Consider the following 25,078-nt stretch of genomic DNA (forward strand, 5'->3'; position numbering starts at 1 on the left):
GTCAGCTCAGAGGACGACCTCGATGAGATGCGGTCCGTCGGCGGCCAGCGCACCGTCGAAGGTCCGGGCGAGATCCTCGATCGTCTCCACCCGGGTGGCCGGCACGCCCATGCTCTTCGCCAGCGAGACGAAGTCGATGACGGGATCGTGGAGGTCGAGGAGCGAGCTCGCCTTGACGCCGAAGTCGTGGACGCCGACGTTGTTCATCTCGTCGCGGAGGATCTGGTACTTCCGGTTCGCGAACACCACGGTGACGATGTCGAGGCCCTCGCGCGCCTGGGTCCACAGCGCCTGCGGCATGTACATCGCAGACCCGTCGGACTCGAGCGCGATGACCTTGCGGTCCGGGCAGGCGACCGCGGCGCCGATCGACACCGGCAGCGCCCAGCCGATCGCTCCGCCGGTGGGCGAGAAGTAGTCGTGCGGGCGGGATCCGGCGGTCTGCCGGTAGAAGTCCCGTCCGGTGGTGATCGACTCGTCGAGGACGATGCCGTTCTCCGGGATCGCCTGCCCCAGCCACGCGGCGAGCTTGTCGAGGGTGATCGAGCCCGAGGGCAGCTCCGGCAGGTCGAGCTCGACGGCCGCGGCGGGTGCCGGAGCGTCGCCGAGGACCGCCGAGCGGAGCGCCTCGAGCGCGGCGAGCGAATCGGATTCCGGCTTCGCGACCTGGTGGAAGGTCGTCCCCGGCGCGGTGAGGACACTCGCCTTGTCCGGGTAGGCGAAGAAGGCGACCGGCGGCTGCGTGTCGATGAGGATGATCGAGTCGAAGTCCCGCAGCAGCTGCTGGGCCGGTTCGACCGGGTAGGGGATGCGGATCGCCGCATGACGCCCGGCTCCGCGCTCGGTGCGCGGGGAGAAGGTGTCGACGAGCAGCGTGGCGCCCGTCGCCTCCGCGATCTGGGCGGCGACGGCGAAGCGATCGGCCCGGGCGGCGCGGCCGCCGAACAGGAACGCGGTGCGCTTCCCGTTCTCCTTGAGCGTCCGGGCGGCGGCATCGATGACGCCGGGCTGCGGCTCGACCTCGGGCAGGCGGACGGCGGTGGGCGGGGTCTCGTAGCCGTCCGCCTCGTTCCACGCGGTGTCGGCGGGGAGGATGAGGGACGCGATGCGACCGGACAGGCTCGCGCCGATCGCATCTGCGGTGTCCTGGGCGATGGTGTTCGGCGACGGCGAGGTGCGCACCCAGTCGCTGAACGGACGGGCAGTGCCCTCGATGTCCGAGGTGAGCGGGGCGTTGAGCTCCCGGTGGTACGTCGCGTGGTCGCCGATGACGTTGACCATCGGGGTGCGCGCGCGGCGCGCGTTGTGGACGCTCGACAGCCCGTTGGCCAGACCCGGACCCAGGTGGAGGAGGGTGGCGGCGGGGCGGTCGAGCATCCGGCCGTAGCCGTCGGCGGCCCCGGTGACAGCACCTTCGAACAGGCCGAGGATCCCCCGCACCCCGGGATTGCGGTCGAGCGCGGCGACGAAGTGCATCTCCGAGGTCCCCGGATTGGCGAAGCACACCTCCACCCCGTTGTGCTCGAGGGTCTGCAGCAGGCTTTCGGCTCCGTTCACGGATGCCTCCTCACGTCGTCGCGGTGGATCGTCTGCCACCACTCTATGTCCGCGAGCGCGCGGATCTCCATGGATCTCGGACGATCACCGGGCGAACGCCGGCTCCCCCGGGATGTCCGCGCCTCTGAGAGGATGGGGCGGTCCGCGTCGTCGTCCACGACCAGCAGGGAGTCCCGGAGCCATGATCACCGCCCAGGCCGTCCTCGGCCACGTCAAGTACGTCCGGCAGGGGGTCGACAAGACCACGGCGCTCCTCCTCGTCCACTACGCCCAGGCCTGGACGCTCGCGTGGCGCGGAGAGCCGCTGTTCGCCGAGCCGATTGAGGCGTGGGAGCACGGACCCGCGGTGCCGGCCGCCCACGCCGCCTTCTCCACGACCCTGCCGCGGAAGCTCGTACTCAGCGGTGAGGACGCCGGAGACCGCCGTCGGGAGATCGATGCGGTCATCGCGCACTACGGTGCGCTCACACCGAGCGCGCTCGTGGCCCGCGTGAAGTCCGAGGCGCCCTGGGCCGAGGCGGCCGCCGGCGGGCGGCCGGCGTTCGCCTCGGGCCCGGAGATCCCCACCGAGGCCCTCCGTGACTTCCACGCGGCCCGCGTCGACGCCGCGGATTCGCCCCGCCGCCCCGGAGCCGCCGAAGCCGCCCGGGAGGCGGAGCAGCGACGAGCGCGCGAGCTCCGGGACCAGATCACCGCGCGGTTCGAATCCGGGATCCCCGTCGGTCCCGCGCGGGATGAGCACTCTGTCCACAGGCCTGACCAGGGCTGACTCCGCCGCCTCTGCCGTGTCCGCGCCTCGTGCGACGATGGCACGGTGAATCAGTCGCCCGTTCCGCCCCATGTGCACCCGCTGCTCATCGCGGGTCTGTTCGGCGAGGACACCTCCCGGCGCGGCAAGGAGTACGCGCTCGCGCACCGGGTGCAGGACAGCGATTGGGGGCCGTCGGAGGGCACGGTGGTCGGCATCGTGCACGGCTCGGCGAACCATCCCTACGAAGTCGTCGTCCGGCTCGAGGTGCTCGACCGCGATCGTCGCATCACCCACTACCGGCCGACCTCCTCGCACTGCACGTGCCCGGTCGGGACGAACTGCAAGCACGGGGCCGCGCTCCTCCACACGCTGTCCCACATCGCCCTGCAGATGGCGGCGTCCGCCCTCACGATCCCGCTCGCGCCCCCGGCGCCGCCCGTGCCGGAATGGAAGCGCGTGCTCGATCGGTTCGGCACCGTGAGCGCCGGCGGTGCCCCCGCGCTCCCCCTCGGCATCGGATTCGATCTCCTCGTCGACGAGCCGCGGTCGTGGTACGCCCCACGCGACCTGCGACAAGCGGCGTGGGAGGACTACCGCGCGGGAGAACCGCTGCTCCTCGTCATTCGTCCGCTCACCACCGGCAAGCGCGGCACCTGGATCAAGGGCGGGCTGCAGTGGCGCACGCTCGGCCAGCCGCAGGTCCAGCAGGAGTTCGACCGCCAGCAGGCGGAGCTCCTCGCCCAGTTCCACACGCTCTATGCCGCGCGGAGCATCCACTTCGATTCCGGCGGTCCCGACATCCAGCTCCGGCGCTTCTCGAGCTCCTTCCTCTGGCACCTCCTGGCGCGCGCACGGGAGCTCGGGGTCGCATTCGTCGGGCAGGGGATCGTCGGCGAGGTCACCCTCGCCGCGCGCGCTGCGGTTTCGCTCGGCCTCTCCCCCGATGACGCGGGCCTGCGCGTGGTGCCCGCCGTCGACATCGACGGGCGGACCGCGGCCGTGACCGACCGGCACCCCCCGCTGTCCGTCGGCGACATCGGCTTCGCACTGACCTCGACAGACGGCACCGTGGGCACGCCCGCGGTCGACATCGCGCTCGCACCGACCGACAGGCCCCTCGATCCGCTCGTCCTCGACCTGTTCGGCCGGTCGGAGCCGCTCACGGTGCCGGCGGAGGACATCGACGACTTCTATGCCACGACCCTGCCCGCCGTCCGGTCCGTCGTGCCGGTGCGCAGCGGTGACGACTCCCTCGAGCTGCCGCAGTACGCGGATCCGCAGCTCCACCTCCTCGCGCGGTTCGAGAAGGGCGACCGGGTCGAGCTCCACTGGGACTGGGAGTACCACGATCCCGACCGCACCCTCGACCTCATCGATCTGGGGCCGTTCACCGGCCGCACCGGTCGCGCGCAGCGACGGGACCGGGAGTTCGAGGCCGCGACCCTGCGAGCCGTGCGGAAGATCTGGCCGGCGGCGGCCCGCCCGGGCATCGAACTTCGCGGGATCGAGACCGCGGAGTTCAGCGAACGGATCCTGCCCCGCTTCGAGCGACTGGACTCGGTGCGCGTCGAGATCGCCGGCGAACGGCCGGACTACACCGAACTCACCGGGACTCCGCACGTGCGGATCACCACTGCGGAGTCCACCCGTACGGACTGGTTCGATCTCGGCATCCTCATCACCATCGACGGCGAGCCGATCCCCTTCGTCCGGCTCTTCGAGGCGCTCGCAGGCGGGGCGAAGAACATCCTCCTGCCCGACGGCCGCTTCTTCTCCCTCGACCGGCCCGAGTTCGACCGGCTCCGCGAGGTGCTCGCCGAAGCCGACGGGCTACCCGAATGGGACCCGCAGAATCCCCGGATCACCCGCTATCAGGCCCCGCTCTATGCGGCGCTCGAGGACATCGCGGACGAGGTCGACGCCGCGATCGCCTGGCGGGAGGCCGTCCGGGGGCTCACCGATGCGGATTCCGTCCCCGACGTCCCCGTGCCGGACGCGGTGGACGCGCAGCTCCGCCCGTACCAGGTGGCCGGGTTTCGCTGGCTCGCGTTCCTCCACAGCCATCGACTGGGCGGGATCCTCGCCGATGACATGGGCCTGGGAAAGACGTTGCAGACCCTCGCCTTCATCGCTCATGCGCGGGGGTTCGAGAGCACCCGGAGCATGCCGGCGCTGCCCCCGGGAACGGCCGCGGCGCGGGCCTCCTCGGGTGCCGCGATGACCTCGGGCGAGGCCGTGATCGCCACCGGGACCGCGGACGGATCCGAGCCCGGCACCGGGAACGTGGACGCATCAGAGCCCGCCTCCGGGGTCGCGGCGACCGCGTTGGGAGGCGAGCAGCTCGACGCGCCGGCCGGGCCCGGACACCGGTCCTCGAGCGGGATCGAACCGTCCGTGCTCACCGGGGAGGTCCTCGGCGACCCGCCGTTCCTCGTCGTCGCCCCCACCTCGGTGGTCTCGACGTGGAAGGCGGAAGCCGCGCGGTTCGTCCCGGACCTCGACGTCCGCGTCCTCGGCGCCACGACGAAGAAGCGGAGGACGCCCCTGGCCAAGGAGGTCGAGGGTGCGGACGTCGTCATCACCTCGTACGCGATCCTCCGGATCGATGCCGCGGAGTTCGCCGGGCAGTCGTGGGCCGGCCTCATCCTCGACGAGGCGCAGTTCGTCAAGAACCGCACCTCGCGGGTGCACCAGGCGGCGAAGAACGTCCCGGCGCAGTTCCGACTGGCGATCACCGGCACTCCGATGGAGAACTCGCTCGCGGATCTGTGGGCGCTGCTGTCGATCACCTCGCCCGGGCTGTTCCCGTCCGCCGCACGCTTCAACGCCGAGGTGATCAAGCCCATCGAATCCGGCAAGGCGCCCGAACGGATGGTCGCCCTGCGGAAGCGGATCAAGCCGTTCATGCTGCGGCGCACCAAGGAGCTCGTTGCCGCGGACCTGCCGGAGAAGCAGGAGCACACGACGTTCGTCGAGCTCACCGCCAAGCACCGCAAGGCGTACGACGCGGTGCTCCAGCGCGAGCGCAAGAAGCTGCTCGGACTCATCAAGGACATGGATCGGAACCGATTCATCGTGTTCCGCTCGCTCACCCTGCTCCGGATGCTCGCGCTCGACCCCGCGATCGTCGACGAGGACGCCTATGCGGGGATCCCCTCGAGCAAGCTCGACGGTCTGCTCGAGAGCCTCGCGGAAGTCGTGGCGGAGGGGCACCGGGTCATCGTCTTCAGCCAGTTCACCTCATTCCTCACCCGGGTCGCAGAGCGCCTCGAGGAGGCGGGGATCGACCATTCCTACCTCGACGGGTCCACCCGGAACCGGGACTCCGTCATCACCGGGTTCAAGGACGGAGCGGCGCCCGTCTTCCTCATCAGCCTCAAGGCCGGCGGATTCGGGCTCACCCTCACCGAGGCCGACTACGTGTTCCTCCTCGACCCCTGGTGGAACCCGGCGGCGGAGGCGCAGGCGATCGACCGGACGCATCGGATCGGGCAGACGAAGAACGTCATGGTCTACCGGCTCGTCGCGCGTGACACCATCGAGGAGAAGGTCCTCGCCCTCCAGCGGAAGAAGGCCGAGCTGTTCACCGCGCTCATGGACGACGGCTCCGCCTTCAGCGAAGCGCTCACCGCCGACGACGTGCGCGACCTGCTGGGCGGGTGACTTCGACGACGGTCACGGCGCCGCCTCGCACGGGGCAATCGGGGTGTCCTCCGGCTACGATGGACCCGGGGCAAGGTTCCTTGTTCCCGGATCGCATGCGCCACGGCATGCCTCCCAGGAGAGGGGTCCGCCGGTGACCACTGCAGGGTTCGACTGCTGCGTCGTCGTACCGGCCCACGACGAGGAGGACCTCGTCGCCGGGACCCTCGAGTCGCTCCACGAGGCCGCGGCAGCTGCGGGTATCCGTCCCCGAATCATCGTCGTCGCCGATGCGTGCACGGATGCCACCGCCGCGATCTCCGCCCGTCTCGGAGCCGAGGTCGTCGAGACCGCCGCCCGCAGCGTCGGCGCGGCGCGGCGGGCCGGATTCGAGCACATCCTCGACCGCGCGAGCGCTCCCGGCACCGGCACGGCCCCCGCCGATGACGCGCTGTGGCTGGCGACGACCGACGCCGACAGCACCGTTCCGCTCACCTGGTTCTCCCGCCATCTCGCGTATCGCGATTCCGGGGCGGACCTCGTCGTCGGAACCGTGGTCCTCGAGCCCGGGCCGCCCGTCGACCCCGTCCACGAGCGGTGGGCGAGCGAGTACGCCCTCAAGATCGAGGCCGAGCGCCATCACCACATCCACGGCGCCAACCTCGGTTTCACTGCCGGCGCCTACCGCGCCCTGGGCGGATTCCGGGCGCTCCCGCTCCACGAGGACGTCGACCTCGTGCGCCGCGCGACCGCCTCCGACCTGTCGGTGGTCTGGGCGCTCGACATCCCGGTCACCACGTCCCGCCGCACCCACGGCCGCTCCCCCGGCGGCTTCTCCGACGACCTGAAGGCGATGGTTCCATGACCACCCGCACCCCCGGCCCTGCGAGCGCCGAACCCACGACCACGATCACTGCGGGCCCCCCGCGCGAGCCGGAGCCGCGGGGCGCGCTCGCCTCCCGGATCCGCACGGTCGACCTCCCGCTCCCGGGCCGCGGTGACACCCTCGCGCGGTGGGCGGGCCTCGCCCGGCTCACCAGGGAGGACATCGTCACCGGCAGGCTGGTCGAAGCGCACCTCGACGCCGCTGCGATCACCACCGACCTCGGCGCGCCCGAGCTCGTCGAGCCGGGATCCCATTGGGGGGTGTGGGCCGCGCAGCCGCCCCAGCCCCTCCTCACCGCGTCCGAAGGCTCTGCCGGGTGGGTGCTCGACGGCACCAAGCCGTGGTGCTCGGGCGCCTCGATGTGCACCCACGCCCTCGTCACCGCCACCACGAACCCCGGTTCCCCCAACTCCCCGGCTCAGATCGCGCTCTTCGCCGTCGACCTCCGGCAGTCCGGGGTCCGGGCGGTGCCGGACACGTGGCCGGCCGTGGGGATGGCGGCGAGCGACTCCGGCTGGGTCGAGTTCGAGTCGGTCCCGGCCCGGCGGCTCGGCAGCCACGCGGACTACCTCGATCGGCCGGGTTTCTGGCACGGCGGGGTCGGTGTGGCCGCCTGCTGGTTCGGCGGTGCGCGGGCCGTCGCGCAGACGCTGTTCGATCGGGCGCTGCGACCGAACGCATCCCCGCTCGTCCAGGCCCACGCCGGCGCGGCGGCCGCCGAGCTCGCCGCTGGATGGAGTCTCCTCGAGCACACGGCCGCGGTGTTCGACGCCGACCCGCACGACGACCGCGGACTGCTCATGGGCCGCGCCCTCATGGTCCGCACCCGCATCGACCGCATGGCCGCCGCCGTCATCGACCGGGTGGGGCGCGCTCTCGGCGCCGGCCCGCTGTGCTCGGACGGCGCACACGCCCAGCGCGTGGCCGACCTGAGCGTCTACATCCGCCAGACCCATGCCGAGGCCGACGAGGCGACCGTCGCCGCCGAGGTGCGCGGCCACGCCTACCGGACCGCCGGTCGCGACGAGGGGTCGGCGCCGGCAGGAGAGAGCGGATCCGGCGGCTCCGTCGCTCCGGTCGATGCGGTCGCACACTGGGATGCACTCATCGGTCTCGATTCGGCTCCGCTGCTCAGTGCCGAGAACTGAGGAGGGCACCGATGGCTGAGCACGACGCCGCCGCGGCGTTCTCAGGTGATGACGCGCCGCTCACCTCGGACGATGCCCTCGCCGCGTACGAGGCGGGCGTCCCGGACTGGGCCAGCGCACCGGACGACCGGGGGCGCTGGGCACCGGTGGACATGCCTGCGCTCGTCGTCGTCGCACCGCATCCCGACGACGAGATCGTCGGCGCCGGTGCGCTCATCGGCGCAGCCGTGCGCGCCGGGATCCCCGTCACCGTCGTCGCGGTGACCGACGGGGACGGGTCCCATCCGGCTGCCGCGATCCCGCCCGACGAGCTCGCCCGGATCCGCACCCGCGAATCCGAGGAGGCGCTGGCCGATCTCGCGACCCTGGCACCCGCCGGAGCCGCGGGGCAGCCCATCCGGCGCATTCGCCTCGGGCTGCCCGACGGCGGAGTGACCGGAGCGGAGGACCGGGCGGCGGACGGCATCGCTGCGGTGCTCGACGTCGCTCCCCCCGGCACCTGGGTCGCCGCGCCGGTGCGGGTGGACGGCCACCCGGATCATGATGCGAGCGGACGGGCGGCCCACCGCGCCGCCGCCCGCTACCCGAGCGTGCGCACCGTCGACTTCCCGGTCTGGCTGTGGCAGCACTCGACACCGGGCGAGCATCCGGAGGTGGAGTGGGACGCAGCCCGGGCGATCGACGTCGACGAGGAGCTGATCGAGGCGCGGTACCGCGCGATGAGCCGGTTCCGGTCCCAGATCAGCCTCGACCACGGGGTGCCCGTCGACCGGTCCGGAGAGGACCCGGAGACCTCGGTCGTGCTGCCGCCCCGCGTCCGCGCGCGCATGCTGCGCCGCCGGCAAGTCGTGTTCCCGCATCCGGCCGGCGCCTTCGCGGCGCTCTACCGCTCGGGTGAGGATCCGTGGAATCTGGCCGACCGGTGGTACGAGGAGCGGAAGTACGCCCTCACGCTCGCTCTGCTGCCCAAGCGCCGGTTCCGCCGCGGGTACGAGCCGGGATGCTCGATCGGCGTCCTCACCGCACAGCTCGCCCCGCGCTGCGAGGAGCTCATCGCCGCCGACATCATCCCGCAGGCGATCGAGACCGCCCGTGCCCGGGTCGAGCATCCGGCGGTCGAGTTCCGGGTCGGCGGGATCGGCGACTGGCCCGAGGGCGAGTTCGACCTCATCGTGCTCAGCGAGCTCGCCTACTACCTCGGGGACGAGGAGTTCGCGACAGCGAGCGACCGGGCGGCCCGCTCGCTCGCGGACGACGGCGTGCTCGTCGCCGCCCACTGGCGCCACCCGATCCCCGGCGCCTACCGCGAGGCCGAGGCGATCCACGCCGCGCTAGCCGCACAGGCGGGGTGGGTGCGCCACGCCTCCTACCGCGACGCCGACGTCCTCATCGAGACCTTCGGACCGCCCGGACCGAGCGTCGCGGAGGCGGAGTTCCTCAGCGCGGACTAGGGGCCAGCACCCGGCTCACCCGGCAGCGGGGCGTGGGGACAGGACCGTCCTCCGCCTCGGCCCCTCCCCGGTCAGCGGCCCCTCCCCGGACGGCGGCGCACCAGCGGTATCTCCCGCATTCCGACGAGCCCGGTCCCGGCTGTCGAGATCCCATGCCATCGGCTCTGTCCGAACCCGATGCGAGCGCCTATCGTCGGTGATGAGGCGCGCCGGAGCGGCCACGCTGCGTCGGCGGTCCCGGCGCCGGCACGGAGGAGGCCCGATGTCATTATCGTTCGCGTTCGACACCCTGTCCTAGGGCCTCGCGCACCTGCGGGAGCTCTACACCGAGCTCCATCGACATCCCGAACTCAGCTCCGAGGAGCACGCGACGGCCGGACGCATCGCCGAGGAGCTCGAGCGCATCGGTTGCACAGTGCACCGGGTCGGCGACACCGGCGTCGTCGGGGTGATCGAGAACGGCACCGGTCCCACGGTGCTCGCCCGCGCCGACATCGACGCCCTGCCGGTCGCCGAGGACACCGGCCTCGAGTACGCGTCTGAGGTCCCGGGCGTCATGCACGCGTGCGGCCACGACATGCACATCGTCTGCCTCCTCGGCGCCGCGGAGCAGCTCGCGCAGGCGCGGGATGCGTGGTCGGGCACCTACATCGCCCTCTTCCAGCCCGCGGAGGAGACGGCCGCCGGTGCGAAGGCGATGCTCGACGCGGGCCTCTCCGCGGTGATCCCGGTCCCCGATGTCGCTCTCGCCCAGCACGTCATGCCCACCGAGGTCGGCACGATCGGCACCACCGCCGGCCCCGTCCTGTCCGCGGGCGACTCCCTCAAGGTCACCGTGCACGGACGCGGCGCGCACGGGTCGATGCCGCACAATTCTATCGACCCGGTCGTCCTCGCGTCCTCGATCGTCCTCCGGCTGCAGACGATCGTGTCGCGGGAGGCGCGGCCGGGGCAGTTCGCCGTCGTGACGGTCGGTGCGCTCAATGCCGGCTTCAAGTCGAACATCATCCCCGACCGCGCGGAGCTGCTCCTCAATCTCCGCACCTACGACACCGAGCTCCGCGAGCGCATCATGGCCACGATCGAGCGGATCGTCCGCGGCGAGTGCGAGGCCGCGGGGTCGCCGCGCGAACCCGAGTTCGAGTACTACGACCAGTTCCCGCTCACCGACAACGACGCCGAGGTCAATGAGAAGGTCACCCGGGCGTTCGTCGACGAGTTCGGCGAGGACCGGGTCTACGAGACGGACCCCTACACGGCTTCGGAGGACTTCAGCCGGATCCCCGACGCGTTCGGCATCCCGTACACGTACTGGACCGTCGGGTCCGTGCCGTCGGAGAAGTACCGCGCCGCAGTCGAGAAGGGCACCGTCGCCGCGGACATCCCCGCCAACCACTCGCCGTTCTTCGCTCCGGCGATCGACCCCACCCTCGAGACCGGCATCCGCGCCCACGCCGTGGCCGCCCTCGCCTACCTCCGGAAGTGAGAGGAAGCGCTCATGACCACCTCCGCACCCGCGTCTGCAGCGACCGCCTGGAAGCCCACTGACCGGTGGCTGGCGGGAATTCTCCTCTCGGTCATCACCTTCTGCCTGTTCGCCCAGACCCTGCTCAACGTCATCCCCGGCATCCAGGGCGAGCTCGGCATCGCGCCGACGATCGCCAACCTCGCCGTCTCGATCACCTCCCTGTTCTCCGGCATCTTCATCGTCGTCGCAGGCGGGCTCGCCGACCGGGTGGGCCGCGGCCGGATCCTCATGATCGGCATCGGCCTGAGCATCGTCGGGTCCCTGCTCATCGCACTCACGCCCGAGGGCATGGGCGGTCTCACCGCGGGCATGCTGCTCGCCGGGCGCATCGTCCAGGGGCTGTCCGCCGCATGCATCATGCCGTCCTCGATGGCGCTCGTGAAATCGTTCTACGACGGCTAGAAGCGCCAGCGGGCGCTGTCCTTCTGGTCGATCGGCTCCTGGGGCGGTTCCGGCTTCTGCGCCCTGTTCGGCGGTCTCATGGCGACCTCGCCCCTGGGCTGGCGCTCGATCTTCTGGATCTCGATCGCCCTGTCGGTCCTCGCCCTGTTCCTCGTCCGCGACACCCCGGTGTCCAAGGCGCCGGCCTCGGCGAATGCGGGGGGCTTCGACTGGCTCGGCCTCATCACCTTCATCGTCACGATCCTCGCGCTCAACATCTACATCTCGCAGGGACCGAACATCGGCTGGATGAGCCCTCTCGGTCTTGGGCTCATCGTCGTGACGATCGTCTGCGGCCTGTGATTCCTCCAGATCGAGACCCACCGGATGAGCGCCTTCATCGATCTCAGCCTCTTCCGCAACGGCACCTTCACCGGGGCCACGCTGTCGAACTTCCTGCTCAACGGCGCAGCCGGCACGCTCATCGTGTCGCTCGGCCTCGTCCAGGTGGCCGCAGGCATGAACGCGCTGCAATCCGGTCTGCTCACCCTGGGCTACCTCATCGCGATCCTCGCGACGATCCGCGTGGGCGAGAAGCTGCTCCAGCGGTTCGGCCCCAAGAAGCCGATGATGTGGGGCGCGATGATCACCGGCTCCGGCGTCCTCCTGTGCTCGGCGACGTTCCTCCTCATCGAGCAGTACATCGTCCTCGCCGTCATCGGGTTCACCCTGTTCGGCATCGGGCTGGGCTTCTATGCGACGCCGTCGACCGACGCCGCCCTGTCGAACGTTCCCGAAGCGCAGGTCGGCGCCGCCGCCGGCATCTACAAGATGGCCTCGTCGGTCGGCAGTGCGATCGGTGTCGCCGTGTCCGCCGCGCTCTACGTCGCCGGCCAGACGGTGAGCCCGGAGTTCGTGCAGTCGTGGGGTCTGTTCATCGGCCGCCAGGACAACATCGCGCTGCGGTTCGGGGTGCGATCGGACTGCTGTTCAACGTGGCGATGGTGGTGATCGCCCTCGCCTCGATCATCCTCACCGTGCCCTCGCAGAAGAAGGTCGATACCGCCGAGGGGGCGAAGGACGCCCCCGAGGGCGTCGCGACGTCGCGCCCCCGCCCATCGGCAACTGATCGCAGCCGGCGCTGCAGGAGCGGTGTCAGCAGGTCGGGGAGCGCCGGCGGCGGCTCCCGAGGCGCAGTGCCGATCCCGGTACGCGAATGTGTCGATTTCGGTGCACGCCGGCACCGCCGCGTCCGCGGTGCGTGCAAGCATGGACGCCATGAGCATCCCCGACTACATGATCGAGTTCCACCGGCGGGCTCGGCGTCAGGGGCCGGGCACCGATGCCAGCACCCGGCGCGCCCTCGCGGCGGTGCCCGGGAGCACCGAGGTCCGGCGCATCCTCGACCTCGGGTGCGGGACCGGGGCGCAGTCGCTCGTCCTCGCTCAGGAGACCGGAGCGCGGGTGACCGCCGTGGACATCCTGCCGGAGTTCCTCGAGGAGCTGGAGTCGCGGGCGCGGGAGCTCGGGATCGCCGGCCGGATCGCCACGCTCGAGGCGTCGATGATCGATCTCGATCTGCCTCGGGAGCATTACGACCTCCTGTGGTCGGAGGACAGCGCGTACACCGTCGGGTTCGAGAACGGTCTGCAGTACTGGAAGCAGTTCCTCGCACCGGAAGGGACCCTCGTCGTGTCCGAGCTGTGCTGGCTCACCGACGAACGGCCGGAGGAGATCGAGGACTACTGGACCGAGGGATACCCCGGGATCGGCACCGTGGAGGAGAAGCTCGCCGCGATCGATCAGGCCGGCTACACCTGCATCGAGCACTTCGTCCTCCCGCCCGAGGGATGGACGGAGGGATACTACACCCCGATTCGGGAACGCACCGAGGCGTTCAGCACGGAGTACGGGCGGGATCCGGAAGTCGACGCCTTCCTCGACTCGGGCCTCGACGAGGCGGCGATGTACGACCGGTTCGGCGAGTACTACTCGTACATCTTCTTCGTCCTGCAGGCGGGGTGAGGGGTGGGGTGAGCTCACCCGGCGACGCACCTCAGCCGCTTAGGATGGCGTAGACGCATCCGATTTCGAGAGGGTCTCAATGGAACGCTTCTGGCTCCTGCGCAACGATCACTTCGATGAGGAACTCGTCGACGAAGGATTCGTATCGGTCGGCTGGGCCGGAACGCCCGATCTCCGCGATCTGGAACGGCAATCGATATCGGAACGGCTTGACCAGCTGTACCCTGACGCACGCCCCCGAACCATCTCGGCTTGGGCTTCGACTCTCGATCGATTCGCCCATGAGGTCAAGGTAGGCGACTATGTCGTCGCTCCCAGCGGCTCGCGGCCGATTCTACGGATCGGTGAGATCAAGGGTGACTACTACTTCGATTCACACGCGACCGACCATCAGCACCGCCGGCCCGTTCGATGGATGCAGGTGGACATCCCCCGCAGGCAACTTCCTCCGGGAGTCCGGAATGCGATTAGATCGATTGGGACTCTGTCTGAGATCCATCAGGAGGTACCGTATTTCGAGAAGCTTGCCCAGGGGCACATCGGATTCGTGACGGATCCACACCCCGTGCCCGACCCGTCGGCAGGTAGGACCTGGGTCGTGGGTGCAACGATCAATGGCGAGGACCGCACTGCGGATTTCATCGAGGCCGGAACGTGGTCGCTCCACAACGGCCTCACCGGGGCGGCGGCCGACATGCGCTCCGGCGACAGGATCGCCATCAAGGCGAGCTTCACGCAGTCGAACGGCTTACCGTTCGAGAACCATGGGATACCCGTCTCGGTCATGCGCATCAAAGCACGAGGGTTGATTCGCGAAACTCGTGCAGAGCATGCGGTCGTCGATTGGGACCGGGATTTCGCTCCGCGGGACTGGTACTTCTACACCCACCAATCGAGCGTGTGGAAGCTGCGCACGGATAGGCGATACGCGCGCGAACTCGAACACTTCATCTTCGACGACGAGGCACAGGACATCGATCTGTTCCTGAGCGACCCGTACTATGCCCGCTACTCGCTCCCTCAGCCCCCGGCGCCGGAACCCGAAGTCGAACCGACCGGATCCTTCCGCCTGTCGGCACCATCTGCCCAACCGGTTTACGCGGCCGCCGATCGATGGAAGCGCGCACTCACTGAGGGGACTTCTCTTTTCACCGACGCACCTCTGGATTACACGGAGGCAGTGCGAGGACTCGTTCGCGGATTCATTGAGCAGCCCGACATCGGTCCGGGGACCTTCCTCGGAAAACTGGCCTCCCAGGTCGCAGATCAACCGACTAGCAGCGTCCAGCTCGCGGCCGAGCTCCTGTTCATCTATTTCCTCCCGGTACACACCTCGTCGATCAAGTCGAGGACCAAGCGAACCGCGGTGGACGAGATCAGCAGCTGGCGGCAGGACGCAGTGAGCGTCCCAGATGCGCTCCAGTCCGCCCTGGAGTCCGGAATCGCACGAGTGGGTACCGGGTACCACACCTACAGGTGGGTGATGTTCCGCTACCTGATCAGATTCGTCGAGGCGATCAGCGCTCTGCCGGAGACCCAGCGCCGTGGAGCTCTCAACGATTGGCGCACCTTTCAAACGGTGCTCGGGACCATCGATGACACGACGGCATGGTCGCTCCGATTCCTGCTCGAGCACATGTTCTTCCCGCACCATGCCCTGGCGAGCTCGAGTCGCGATGATCGCGAACAGATCGCGAAGAGCTTTGATGTAGCCGATGACGACACCGGCGAGAACGCCCTGAGCAGCCTCGAACCGAATGTCCGGTACGGCGACCGGTATGAGATCAACCTCTACCGATACCCATACCGCTACCTCTGGCGCGATCTGAACGCTGCACAGGAAGCCTGGGGTTCGTGGGCGTTCCTCTGTGCGGAGACTCCAGGGTTCATTTCGAGTCAGGATGTCGCGCATCTCAGTTGGACGGCGAAACTGTTCGATCAGTCGAAATCGGACGAGACGTTGCCCGACCTCCTCGCCCGCACCTTCGAGGAGACCGGCCAGTCCAGTCCGCTCCTGACCGACTGGGTCGACTCGCACCCGGACGAGGCCCGCGCGGTGTTCGCAGAAGCCCGGACCGACGGTCCGGCACGCTGGATCGATCGTCTCGAGCAAGCTATCGAACCTCCCGCCGCCAAGAAGGACCAGTTCCTCGAAGAAGTCTCGCTCGTCCTATCAGGACTCAACCCCGAGCTGCCGGTGCGATTCGAGTCGAGCACCCGCGCCGTCGATGCGCTCATCGGCCACACCTCTCCTGCCGAATCGGCCACTCTCGGAGAGATCTACAACCTCTATTGCCAGCAGGTCGATGTCATGCGTGCGGCGATACAGCACACCGGCGGTTCGGACCTCGATCGCGGTACCACCGCACTCCTGGCGCATCGGCTCATCGAACTCGACCCGGTGGAAACCGACTGGAGTGCCGAAACACGCACTCGGTTCGTCGACTGGCGATCCGGTCGGATGATCGTGCACCCGCCGAACAACGACTACGAATCCCCGACTGAGAATGCAGATGACCAGAACCGCCCTCCAGGGCCACCCTCCAGCCCACCCGACCGACCTCGGACTCTTACGGAACTGGCTGAAGCTCTCCACATTGCTTCCGAGGCCGGGCACGCGTGGCTGGAGCTCACCAGGGACCTGCTCCAAAGCAAGCGGCAGATGATCCTTCAGGGCCCACCGGGCACCGGCAAGACGTATATGGCGCAGGAGATCGCAGAGTTCCTCACCGGCAGCGCCGAACGCGTGACACTCGTCCAGTTCCATCCCGGCACGTCGTACGAGGATTTCGTGCAGGGGCTGAGGCCGATCCCCGATGAGCCGACGAGCTTCGCGCTCACCGATGGGCCTCTACTCAGACTTGCCAAGCGCGCGGCCAGCGATCCTGCGCACTCGTACGCCTTGGTCATCGATGAGTTCAACCGAGCGAACATCCCCGCGGTGTTCGGCGAGCTGTACTTCCTCCTCGAGTATCGCAACCGGAGCGTCACGATGACTTACGGCGATTCATTCTCGATTCCCGAGAACCTCTTCTTCATCGGAACCATGAACACCGCGGATCGCTCCATCACGCTCGTCGACTCGGCGCTGCGTCGCCGATTCGCCATTCGCGATCTCCGACCCGGGGAACCGCCGATGGATGAGGTGCTCATATCGTGGACCGAACAGCATGCTCCCGACCTGAAATGGCTCCCGGAGCTCCTGGACCTCGCCAACTCGAGGATCGCAGACCCGGACCAGGCGATCGGTCCGAGCCACTTCCTGCACTCGAACCTCAGTGAGGAGTCTGCGCGACAGGCATGGGAGTTCACGGTGATGCCGACGCTGAAAGAGCATTTCTACGGCGAACCCGACCGTCTGGCACCACTGACGTTCGACGCGCTCAAAGCGGTCGTGACAGACACGGAGAGCGATGCTGAGGCTGACTGAGCACCAGCTCAGCGAAGCTGTGCTCCTCCCCTGGGAGGAGCAGCAGGTCCTGGCCCGGGTACTCGGCGCAACCGTCGAATCGGCTCAGGACGGACGGGTACGGATCAGGCCGGGATCCCGGATCGGAGTCCTTCACCTTCCTTCGACGGATGTCATCGTCTCGCCCAAATTGCCGGTCGTGCGCGTTCTGGAGATGATCGAGTTCGCGACCCGGTCTCTTGGTTGGCAGGAGAATGACGCACACGGGCTGAGCAGCACCTCTATCGTCGATGCGCTCGCGGCTCTCTTTGCGCGTTCATGCTTGCGAACCTTGGAGCGCGGAATCCACCAGTCGTATCGGTCGGCCGATAGGAATCTGCCGTACGTCAAGGGTCGCCTCGATGTAGCGCGGTACATTCGCTCGCCTCTTCCGCTGCCGATTCCGTCGACCATCCAAGTGCGGGACGAGGACATTCCCGAGAACCAAGTTCTCAGAGCGGCTCTGCGCAGTGTGCAGCACTCATCGACGCTCTCTTCGAGCACCCGATCGATGGTCGCGGCAGCGTGGCGCAGTCTCCGGCATGTCACCCCGCGCCCCGATGCACTCGAAACAGCCGAGAGGATTGATTGGACCCGTTTGAACTGTCACTACCGACAGGCTGTCGAGCTCGCGCGGCTGGTCCTCACGGCATCGTCACTTTCAGCGGAATCAGGGAACTCGAGCATCCCCGGATTCGTCATCGACATGCCCTCAGTGGTCGAGCATTACGTCCGGGCGAAACTCCGGCAGCACTGGCGTCTGAGCAGCACCGAGTTCCCCGACTCGTGGAAGGGCCGGCTCTGGCTCGATAGCGGACGCAAGGTTCAACTCATTCCCGACCTCGGCGTCTACCGCCACGGTGAATGGCAGTTCGTTGGGGACGTCAAGTACAAGTCGAGCGGAGACGACGGGTCGGCCCAGCGGAATGACATCTACCAGATGCTCGCCTATCTCACGGCTACAGGTCTCGACGTCGGAACACTGATTTACGCCGGGACCGGCGCGCCCCCACTGCACTATCAGATCGACCGCTCGGGCGCGACGATCAACGTCGAGTCCATCGACCTCAACACCGCCGACCCTCTTCAGGGCACCGCAGTACTTGACGCGCCTCTGACTCGTTCGATCCGGTGAGTGCTGAGCCCGTTCGCCCCACATTCAGCCCTCACCGCGGACTGGACCTGCTCGCATCGGCCGATCACCTCCGCCGCTCCCCTACGAGAAGTCTCCTCGGCTGTCCTGGTCGAGCTTGGCGACAACCCGCTGCGCCACTCGAAGGACCTCGGTCGGGGCTACGATGCCGTGCAGTTCACCCACGATGACCTCGGCAATTGCGTCAACCATCCGGTCGGTTAGGGACAAGGGCACCGATCCGATAGCTGTGTCGGCCTTTGCAGACTCCATCCCGATCGCAGAGCTGAGCCCCACCGAATTGTCACCATCGACATTCACTGCATTCGCCGCAGATTCCTCGTCGATCATCTCAGTCACACCCGCGGCGCTGTCTGCGGGGGCATCCACAACCGTGGCGGCTTCCAAGTCCTGTTCTCTGGTTCCGTCCCCGAGTTGCTCCCAATCCTCATCTCCGTCCCCCTCACCGGGGCTCGTGATCAGTTCGATCTCGGGAATCACCGGTAGAAGAAGGTCTGGAATCCGCGATTCGGGCAGGACCAGATCGAGACGAGCAGTTGCACGGGTCAGCGCGATGTACAGCAAACGGCTGCCAGACTCATTCAGCCGATGTATTCCATCGGGATCCGCAATCACCACGGCATCGAACTCCAAGCCCTTTGCGGCCTCCGGCCGGACGAGATTGATGCTCGCCCCCAGCGCACCGTTCTCCGCGATCGAGTAACGCACGTCTTGGCTGTCCATATGGTCGGCGATGGCATCGAACATCGACTCCGCTGCAATCACCCCGACCATCAAGCCGTCTGCAGAATGCTCACGAGCACACTCCAGGACGATGCGCGAGACGTTTTTGCTCGATGTGCTCAGCGCTCGAGGTTCCCGTCCAGTCGACCGCACTGATTCTGCAGGATCCAGCTGCGGGGCGATCTCGTTCTGAAGCGCCACCGCAATGCGGAGGATTTCGCTGGGTACCCTATAGACGTGCCTCAGTGTCTGGCGCGATGCAGGGACTCCCTCCTTCTCAAGGATGGTCATGATCTCAGCCCATGAGTTGCGTGCGAACGGCCCAGTGGATTGCGCGATATCACCGGCGAGCGTCATCGCTCCTCCACGAGAGCGCCGAGCCAACGCCTTCAGCTGCATCCCGCTGAGATCCTGCGCTTCATCGACCACGATGTGAGAGAACTGCGGTTGCTCGCCAGGGGACAGCATCGCCTCCGCCTCATGCAGGAGAAAGGCGTCTTCCATCGACCACGGCTCGTCGGAGATGTACTGGCGTGACGGCCGGTACAAGAGGCCGAGTTCTTCCTCGCTCAGCTCATGGCCACCGGCGGCTGCGAGACGATTTCGAGAACCGAACAGTTCACGGAGGAACTGATGGGGCGAGAGTCTCGGCCATACTCGATCAACTTGCTGATTGAAGGAGACCGCGTCGAACTCCCGCTCGAAACTCGCCCCACTGACGACTGATGAAGCCCTGAGGCATTCACCTCGGAGTCCCTCGATGAATCGTTCTCGCCCTTCCCCGTATGGCAAGTACGAGAGGGGCTTGATCAGGTCATGAACCATCTCGGATGAGATCTCGACATAGCCGGTTGAGGCAGCCCGCTTTACCCGCAGCGCAGTGCCCGCTACACGTATGCGAGACCGGAGGCCTTCGGCCAGCACGTGCTGCATTCGAGCATCTCCCTTGAGCTGAGCAACATGCGGCAGCTCGACATTGCGAGGAACGACGAGATCACGAACCAGGTGTTCGAGAGCCGCATGGCGCACTCCTTCGTCGCCCAATGACGGCACGACCTGCTCGATGTATTTCATCAAGGTGAGGTTCGGCCCGACGACCAGCACGTCCTCCGGTCGCAGACCCGGCTGGTTGTACAGCAACCACGAGACACGGTGCAGAGCGACAGCGGTCTTTCCGGTGCCGGGACCGCCCTGGATCACGAGGAGAGATCTCGGCTCCTGAGCGATGACGTCATACTGCGCTGCCTGGATCGTCCGCACGATGTCGTTCATCGTGTCCGTTCGACCTGCTTCGAGACTGTTGAGGAGTTCGTCATCGATCCGGATCGCACCGCTGTCTAGAGCCGCGATCTCTTCGGCGAGCTGAGCGAACACGAGATCGGAGAAGTCCTCGATGACGTTCCGCCGGGTCCGAAACGTGCGCTTTCGACTCAGCGCTCTCGGGTCCTCAGGGGTCGCGGAGTAGAACTGCCCACCGATCTTGGACTTCCAGCTCGCGACGAGCATGTCGCCCGTCTCGGATCGAATAGCCGACTTGCCGACATAGAACTGAGGCCCTGATTCAAAGTCGACACGCCCGATCGCAACTGCATCCTCAGCGCCCAGCTTATCCCCGGACTTGAGTGCCTTCCGCGCCGCTCTGACGTCTGCGGCGTTGCCGCTCACTGACTGGAGTGAACGAGAACTCTGGCGTTGGACCTCGGAATAGCGACGCATAGCGTCATCGAAATACCTCTGCTCCGACGCGAGTTCGGCGGGCTTATCCAAGGAGTCGACGGTCATGAGTTCCTGCCTCAGTCATCGTTGAAAGTTCGCATTGCGCAACACCTGATTCCAGTATGCACTGAGGCACGGACACGTCACCGTCATGCGGACAACCCTTGAAACCCACAACGGCCCTGCCTAGTGTGAACGGCATCACGGACCCCAACAGCCCTGGCCGACCGCAATGATGACTGCTCTCCTCGAGGTGACACATGGAACCGACGATCGTCTTCCCCGCCCGCATGGTCCGCACGATGGACCCAGCCTGCCCCACTGCCGAGGCCGTCGCCGTCCGCGGCGACCGGTTCCGCGCCGTCGGCACGGTCGAGGAGCTCATGGCCTACCCGAACGCCACCCTCGACGACCGCTACGCGGACCGCGTGCTGCTTCCCGGATTCGTCGAGGCCCACGGCCATGCCGGGACCGGGTCCGTGTGGGAGGGGACCTATGTCGGGTACGTCGACCGGACCGATCCCGACGGCCGCTTCTGGCCCGGCTGCCGGTCGATCGAGGACGTCGTCGAGCGCCTGCGCGAGGGCGCCGCCGAGCTCACCGACCCGGACCGCACCCTCATGGCCTGGGGCCTCGACCCCATCTACTTCCCCGGCGAGACCCTCACCGCCGCCGAGCTCGACCGCGCGACCGACACCCGCCCGATCTACATCACCCATACGAGCGGGCACGCGTGCGCGGTGAATTCCGCCGCCATGCGCGCGAGCGGGATCGACGAGACCACGGAGGTCGAGGGCGTCGTCAAGGATGCGGACGGGCGACCCACCGGCGAGCTCCACGAGTTCGCGGCGATGGGCCTGGTTGCCCACCTCGTGCAGGGCGGCAGCATCCTGCAGATCGACGAGAACTCCATCGGCCGGTACGCCCAGGACGGGGTCAACACCGGCACCACGACTCTCACCGACCTCGGGTCGATGATCCTCATGGACGACGAGGGCGTCGAGCTGTACCGCAGCAGCGTCCCCGCCGACAGCCCGGTCCGGCTCAACGTCTTCCACTTCGGCGCCGGCGCCGGCCCGGTGTCGAAGTCCCTGCCCGAGGCGGTCGAGCGGATCGTCCGGCTCAGGGAGACCTCGACGGACCGCCTCCGGTTCGGCAACGTCAAGCTCATGCTCGATGGCACCCTCCAGGGATTCACCGCCCGCGTGCTCGAACCCGGCTACTACGGGGACCAGCCCAACGGCATGTGGAACGTCACCCCGGAGGAGTACCGGGCTGCATTCGAGGCGTTCCACGCCGCCGGGCTGCTCATCCACGTCCACTGCAACGGCGACCAGGCGGTGCAGCTCTTCATCGACACCCTGCAGACCGTCCTCGATGCCCACCCGCGACGGGACCACCGGCACACCTGCACCCATTCGCAGATGACCCGGCCGGCCCAGTACCGGCGGCTAGCGGCCCTCGGCGCGTGCGCCAACATCTTCGCCAACCACATCTGGGCCTGGGGCGACCAGCACCTCGACATCACCATGGGTCCCGACAAGGCCCGCCGCAACAACGCCGCCGCGACGGCCGCGCGCCTCGGCGTGCCGCTGAGCATCCACTCCGACACCCCGGTCACCCCGCTGGGTCCGCTCCGCACTGCGAAGCACGCGATCACGCGCCTCACCCAGTCGGGACGCGTCATGGGCGAGCACGAGCGGATCAGCGCGGCCGCCGCTCTCGAGGCGATCACCATCGGCGCGGCCTACATGCTCAAGATGGACCACGAGGTCGGCTCGATCGAGCCCGGCAAGTACGCCGACCTCGCGGTGCTGTCCGACGACCCGTTCGACCTCGCTCCCGAGGAGTTCGAGCGGATCCACGTGTACGGCACGGTGGTCGGCGGACGGCACTACGCGAGCGCGATCACCCAGGAACCCCCGGTGTCGTGACCGCGTCGCTGAGCATCATCGGAGGCTACCTCGGGGCCGGGAAGACGACCCTGATCAACGCCCTGCTACGCGGCGCGCTGCCCGGGCGGACCGCAGTCGTCGTCAACGACTTCGGAGCGGTGAACATCGACGCCGACCTCATCGCCTCCGCCGACGGCGACACCATCAGCCTGACGAACGGCTGCATCTGCTGTCAGATCAGCACCGAGATGGTCGACACGCTCACCGCGCTGGCCGCTCGCGGCGACCTCGAGCACATCGTCTGCGAGGTCAGCGGCGTCGGCGACCCGGGGCGGATGGCCCGGTGGCGCAGCTTCCCCGGTCTCACGGCCGGTCCCCTCGTCGTCTGCGTCGACGGGACGTCCGCGCGCCGCCTCCTCCACGACGAGTACGTCGGCGACGTCGTGCGCGCCCAGGTCGCCGCCGCCGAGGTCCTCCTCGCGACCAAGGTCGACCTCGCCACCGAGGCGGAGGTCGCAGATGCGGTCGCTGCCTGCCTGGAGACAGCACCGTCGACCCCGATCCACCTCGGCGACGCCGCCGACCCGTCGACGACCCTGCGGGAGATCTTCGCCGCAGAAGTGCCCGACATCGCGCCTGCGCCGCAGGCCCCCGGAGGCCCCGCCGCAGCGGCCGACCACGCGGGCCTGCACTCCTCGACCACCGTCGAGTACCGGGAGCCGGTCGACCCGGAGCGCCTCGCCGCCCACCTCGCGGTGCTGTCCGGGGACCTCGTGCGCGCCAAGGGCACGGTGCTCGCCGCGGACGGGATCCGATACGCGGTCCAGCTCGCCGGCGGACGCGTCGAGGTCCGCCCGCACGCCGCCCGGGAAGCCGCCGGTACCACCTCGGCCATCGTCCTCATCGCAGCCGGCCCGGATGCCGCGGCCGTCGCGGAGCGTGCCGCCGCACAGCTCGCCGCGCTCACCCGTGAACCCGCACGGCTCGCCCCCTGAATCACCAGTGACCACCCAGCACCGACGTCGAGAAGGAGCACGACCATGAACATGAGAGTCCGGTGGCCCAGGAGCGGCCGCGGCTGGCTCAGCCTCGCCATCGTCATCGCAGTGGTGATCGTCGGCATCTGGCCGATCATCGCCCTCTTCAACAGCCCGGCCCTGATCCTCGGGGTCCCGGTCCTGCTGTTCTGGTCGATCGTCATCCTGTTCCTCACGACCGCCGCGATGGTCGCCGTCAATCTCCTCCTCGGTGATCGGTCATGACGCAGTACATCCCGTTCGCCATCACCGCCGCGTATCTCGTCATCGCCGTCGTCATCGGCTTCCGCGCCGGGCGCGGCCACGACATGAACACCACCGAGGGCTGGGGCGTCGGCAGCCGCAGCATGGGGCCGATCGTCGTCTACCTCCTCGTCGCCGCCGGCGGCGTGAGCGCCTACACCTTCATGGGATCGCCCGGCTGGGCGCACGACAAGGGCGTCCCGGCGCTCTACGTCGTCGTCTACCTCGCGTACATGTCGATGATCGCGTGGTACTTCGGTCCGCGCGTCTGGGAGCTCGGCCGCAGGCACGGTCACACGACGCAGTCCTCGGCGATCGCGGATCGCTACGAGAGCAAGCTCCTCGGCGGGCTGACCGCGATCATCGGCTCGATCGGCGGAATCGCGTACGCGGTCCTCCAGACGATCGGATCGGCCTACATCCTCAATGTCATGAGCTTCGGCCTCGTCCCGATCTGGCTCGGCGTCATCGTCACCCTCGCGGTGATCTCGATCTACCTGTTCCGCAGCGGACTGCGCGCCATCGGCCTGACGAACGCCTTCCAGGGCGCGCTGATGTTCGTCGTGGCCTGGCTCGTCGGGCTGTGGGCGGTCAACTGGTTCACCGGCGGATTCGACGCCCGCCCGATCTTCGAGCGCCTCCAGACCGAGGCACCGGAGTTCCTCACCCTCCCCGGTGCGCTCGGCGACATGGGTTACGCGTTCTGGACGAGCTCGATCCTCATCTCGTTCTTCTCGATCTGGCAGGCGCACTGGATCTCGTGGATGGGGGCCAGCTCGGCGCGCGGTCTGCGCCAGGCCACGACCTACCTGCCGCTCTACTACCTGGTCCTCATCCCGATGATCATCGTGGGCTTCATCGGCATCTTCGAGTACCCGGACATCGCGAAGTCGGATCAGGTGGCCATCCAGCTGGCCGTCGACAACATGCCGATCGTCGTCGCCGGCCTGCTCGGCGCGGGAACGCTCGCGGCGTCGATGTCCTCGAGCGAACCGAACATCCATGCCACCGCGCTGACCTACAGCAAGGACGTGCTGCAGCCGCTGTTCAAGCTCTCGGACACGCGGACGGGGAGGATCTCCCGGTGGCTGATCTTCCCGATCATGGCCCTCGTCATCGCGCCGATCTCGATCATGGAACCGGCGAGCCTCGTCTACATCCTGCTCATCGGCTACGGGTTCATCAGCCAGCTGTTCCCCACGCTCATGGGGATCTTCTTCTGGCCGCGCGCCACCGCCGCCGGCGCGATCGCGGGACTCGTCGCCGGGTTCCTCGTCACCGTGCTCTTCTCCTTCGTGTTCGTCCACCCGCTCGGTGTGCACGCGGGCATCTGGGGACTCGCGGTCAACGTCCCGATCCTCGTCATCGTCTCGTTCATGACGAAGCCGGCGTCGGAGGCGACCCTCGCCCGCTTCTTCGACGACGACCCGGCCCGGCGGCCGGCGGAGCCCGAGGCGGGCTGAGGCCACGCCCAGGGCCCCGAGGTCGCTGCGG

At 68.2% G+C, this 25,078-nt stretch carries 16 protein-coding genes and 1 pseudogene; 15 read left to right on the forward strand and 2 right to left on the reverse strand.

Annotated features, from left to right (window positions below):
* Positions 1-6: 6 nt before the first annotated feature.
* On the reverse strand, positions 7-1,557 hold the full coding sequence (locus C1A17_RS09440; protein WP_101652757.1) for an acetolactate synthase large subunit: 1,551 nt from the start codon (positions 1,555-1,557) through the stop codon (positions 7-9).
* Positions 1,558-1,738: 181 nt separating this feature from the next.
* Here C1A17_RS09440 and C1A17_RS09445 point away from each other — a divergent pair, with 181 nt between their 5' ends.
* The 11 genes and pseudogenes from C1A17_RS09445 to C1A17_RS09490 all read left to right on the forward strand — a co-directional run bounded on the left by C1A17_RS09445 (position 1,739) and on the right by C1A17_RS09490 (position 17,952).
* Positions 1,739-2,326 (forward strand): Panacea domain-containing protein, encoded by a 588-nt coding sequence (locus C1A17_RS09445; RefSeq protein ID WP_180953273.1) that lies wholly within the window; start codon positions 1,739-1,741, stop codon positions 2,324-2,326.
* Between the two features lie 45 nt (positions 2,327-2,371).
* On the forward strand, positions 2,372-5,971 hold the full coding sequence (locus C1A17_RS09450; RefSeq protein WP_245873629.1) for a DEAD/DEAH box helicase: 3,600 nt from the start codon (positions 2,372-2,374) through the stop codon (positions 5,969-5,971).
* A 133-nt stretch (positions 5,972-6,104) separates the two neighbouring features.
* Positions 6,105-6,815, forward strand: a complete 711-nt coding sequence (locus C1A17_RS09455; RefSeq protein WP_101652759.1) for a glycosyltransferase family 2 protein — start codon at positions 6,105-6,107, stop codon at positions 6,813-6,815.
* Positions 6,812-7,984, forward strand: a complete 1,173-nt coding sequence (locus C1A17_RS09460; protein WP_101652760.1) for an acyl-CoA dehydrogenase family protein — start codon at positions 6,812-6,814, stop codon at positions 7,982-7,984. The genes C1A17_RS09455 and C1A17_RS09460 overlap by 4 nt, the downstream gene beginning before the upstream one ends.
* A gap of 11 nt (positions 7,985-7,995) precedes the next feature.
* Positions 7,996-9,435 carry a bifunctional PIG-L family deacetylase/class I SAM-dependent methyltransferase gene (locus C1A17_RS09465; protein WP_101652761.1) on the forward strand — a complete coding sequence of 480 codons (1,440 nt, stop codon included), beginning with the start codon at positions 7,996-7,998 and terminating at the stop codon, positions 9,433-9,435.
* A gap of 310 nt (positions 9,436-9,745) precedes the next feature.
* Complete coding sequence (locus C1A17_RS09470; protein ID WP_101652762.1) at positions 9,746-10,921, forward strand: amidohydrolase; 1,176 nt, start codon at positions 9,746-9,748, stop codon at positions 10,919-10,921.
* Positions 10,922-10,933: 12 nt separating this feature from the next.
* Positions 10,934-11,707, forward strand: a pseudogene (locus C1A17_RS14765) (MFS transporter).
* Between the two features lie 24 nt (positions 11,708-11,731).
* On the forward strand, positions 11,732-12,355 hold the full coding sequence (locus C1A17_RS14580) for an MFS transporter (RefSeq protein WP_245873633.1): 624 nt from the start codon (positions 11,732-11,734) through the stop codon (positions 12,353-12,355).
* A 267-nt stretch (positions 12,356-12,622) separates the two neighbouring features.
* Positions 12,623-13,369 carry an SAM-dependent methyltransferase gene (locus C1A17_RS09480; RefSeq protein ID WP_180953274.1) on the forward strand — a complete coding sequence of 249 codons (747 nt, stop codon included), beginning with the start codon at positions 12,623-12,625 and terminating at the stop codon, positions 13,367-13,369.
* A 79-nt stretch (positions 13,370-13,448) separates the two neighbouring features.
* A complete protein-coding gene (locus tag C1A17_RS09485) occupies positions 13,449-16,799 on the forward strand; it encodes an AAA family ATPase (protein WP_101652764.1) in 3,351 nt (1,116 codons plus the stop codon).
* A complete protein-coding gene (locus tag C1A17_RS09490) occupies positions 16,783-17,952 on the forward strand; it encodes an McrC family protein (RefSeq protein WP_101653625.1) in 1,170 nt (389 codons plus the stop codon). The genes C1A17_RS09485 and C1A17_RS09490 overlap by 17 nt, the downstream gene beginning before the upstream one ends.
* A gap of 81 nt (positions 17,953-18,033) precedes the next feature.
* On the opposite strand, the gene C1A17_RS09495 is transcribed toward C1A17_RS09490, so the two are convergent.
* On the reverse strand, positions 18,034-20,475 hold the full coding sequence (locus C1A17_RS09495; RefSeq protein WP_101652765.1) for an ATP-binding domain-containing protein: 2,442 nt from the start codon (positions 20,473-20,475) through the stop codon (positions 18,034-18,036).
* A 194-nt stretch (positions 20,476-20,669) separates the two neighbouring features.
* Here C1A17_RS09495 and C1A17_RS09500 point away from each other — a divergent pair, with 194 nt between their 5' ends.
* From C1A17_RS09500 to C1A17_RS09515, 4 genes are read left to right on the forward strand one after another with little or no spacing between them, the layout of a single operon-like run.
* Positions 20,670-22,343 carry an amidohydrolase gene (locus C1A17_RS09500; RefSeq protein ID WP_101652766.1) on the forward strand — a complete coding sequence of 558 codons (1,674 nt, stop codon included), beginning with the start codon at positions 20,670-20,672 and terminating at the stop codon, positions 22,341-22,343.
* On the forward strand, positions 22,340-23,299 hold the full coding sequence (locus C1A17_RS09505; RefSeq protein WP_101652767.1) for a CobW family GTP-binding protein: 960 nt from the start codon (positions 22,340-22,342) through the stop codon (positions 23,297-23,299). The genes C1A17_RS09500 and C1A17_RS09505 overlap by 4 nt, the downstream gene beginning before the upstream one ends.
* Positions 23,300-23,344: 45 nt before the next feature.
* Positions 23,345-23,566 carry a hypothetical protein gene (locus C1A17_RS09510; RefSeq protein ID WP_101652768.1) on the forward strand — a complete coding sequence of 74 codons (222 nt, stop codon included), beginning with the start codon at positions 23,345-23,347 and terminating at the stop codon, positions 23,564-23,566.
* Entirely contained in the window at positions 23,563-25,047 is a 1,485-nt protein-coding gene (locus tag C1A17_RS09515; RefSeq protein WP_101652769.1) for a sodium:solute symporter family protein, read from the forward strand. The genes C1A17_RS09510 and C1A17_RS09515 overlap by 4 nt, the downstream gene beginning before the upstream one ends.
* Positions 25,048-25,078 lie beyond the last annotated feature (31 nt).

The sequence above is a fragment of the Brevibacterium ihuae genome (assembly GCF_900184225.1).
Taxonomy (GTDB): Bacteria; Actinomycetota; Actinomycetes; order Actinomycetales; family Brevibacteriaceae; genus Brevibacterium; species Brevibacterium ihuae.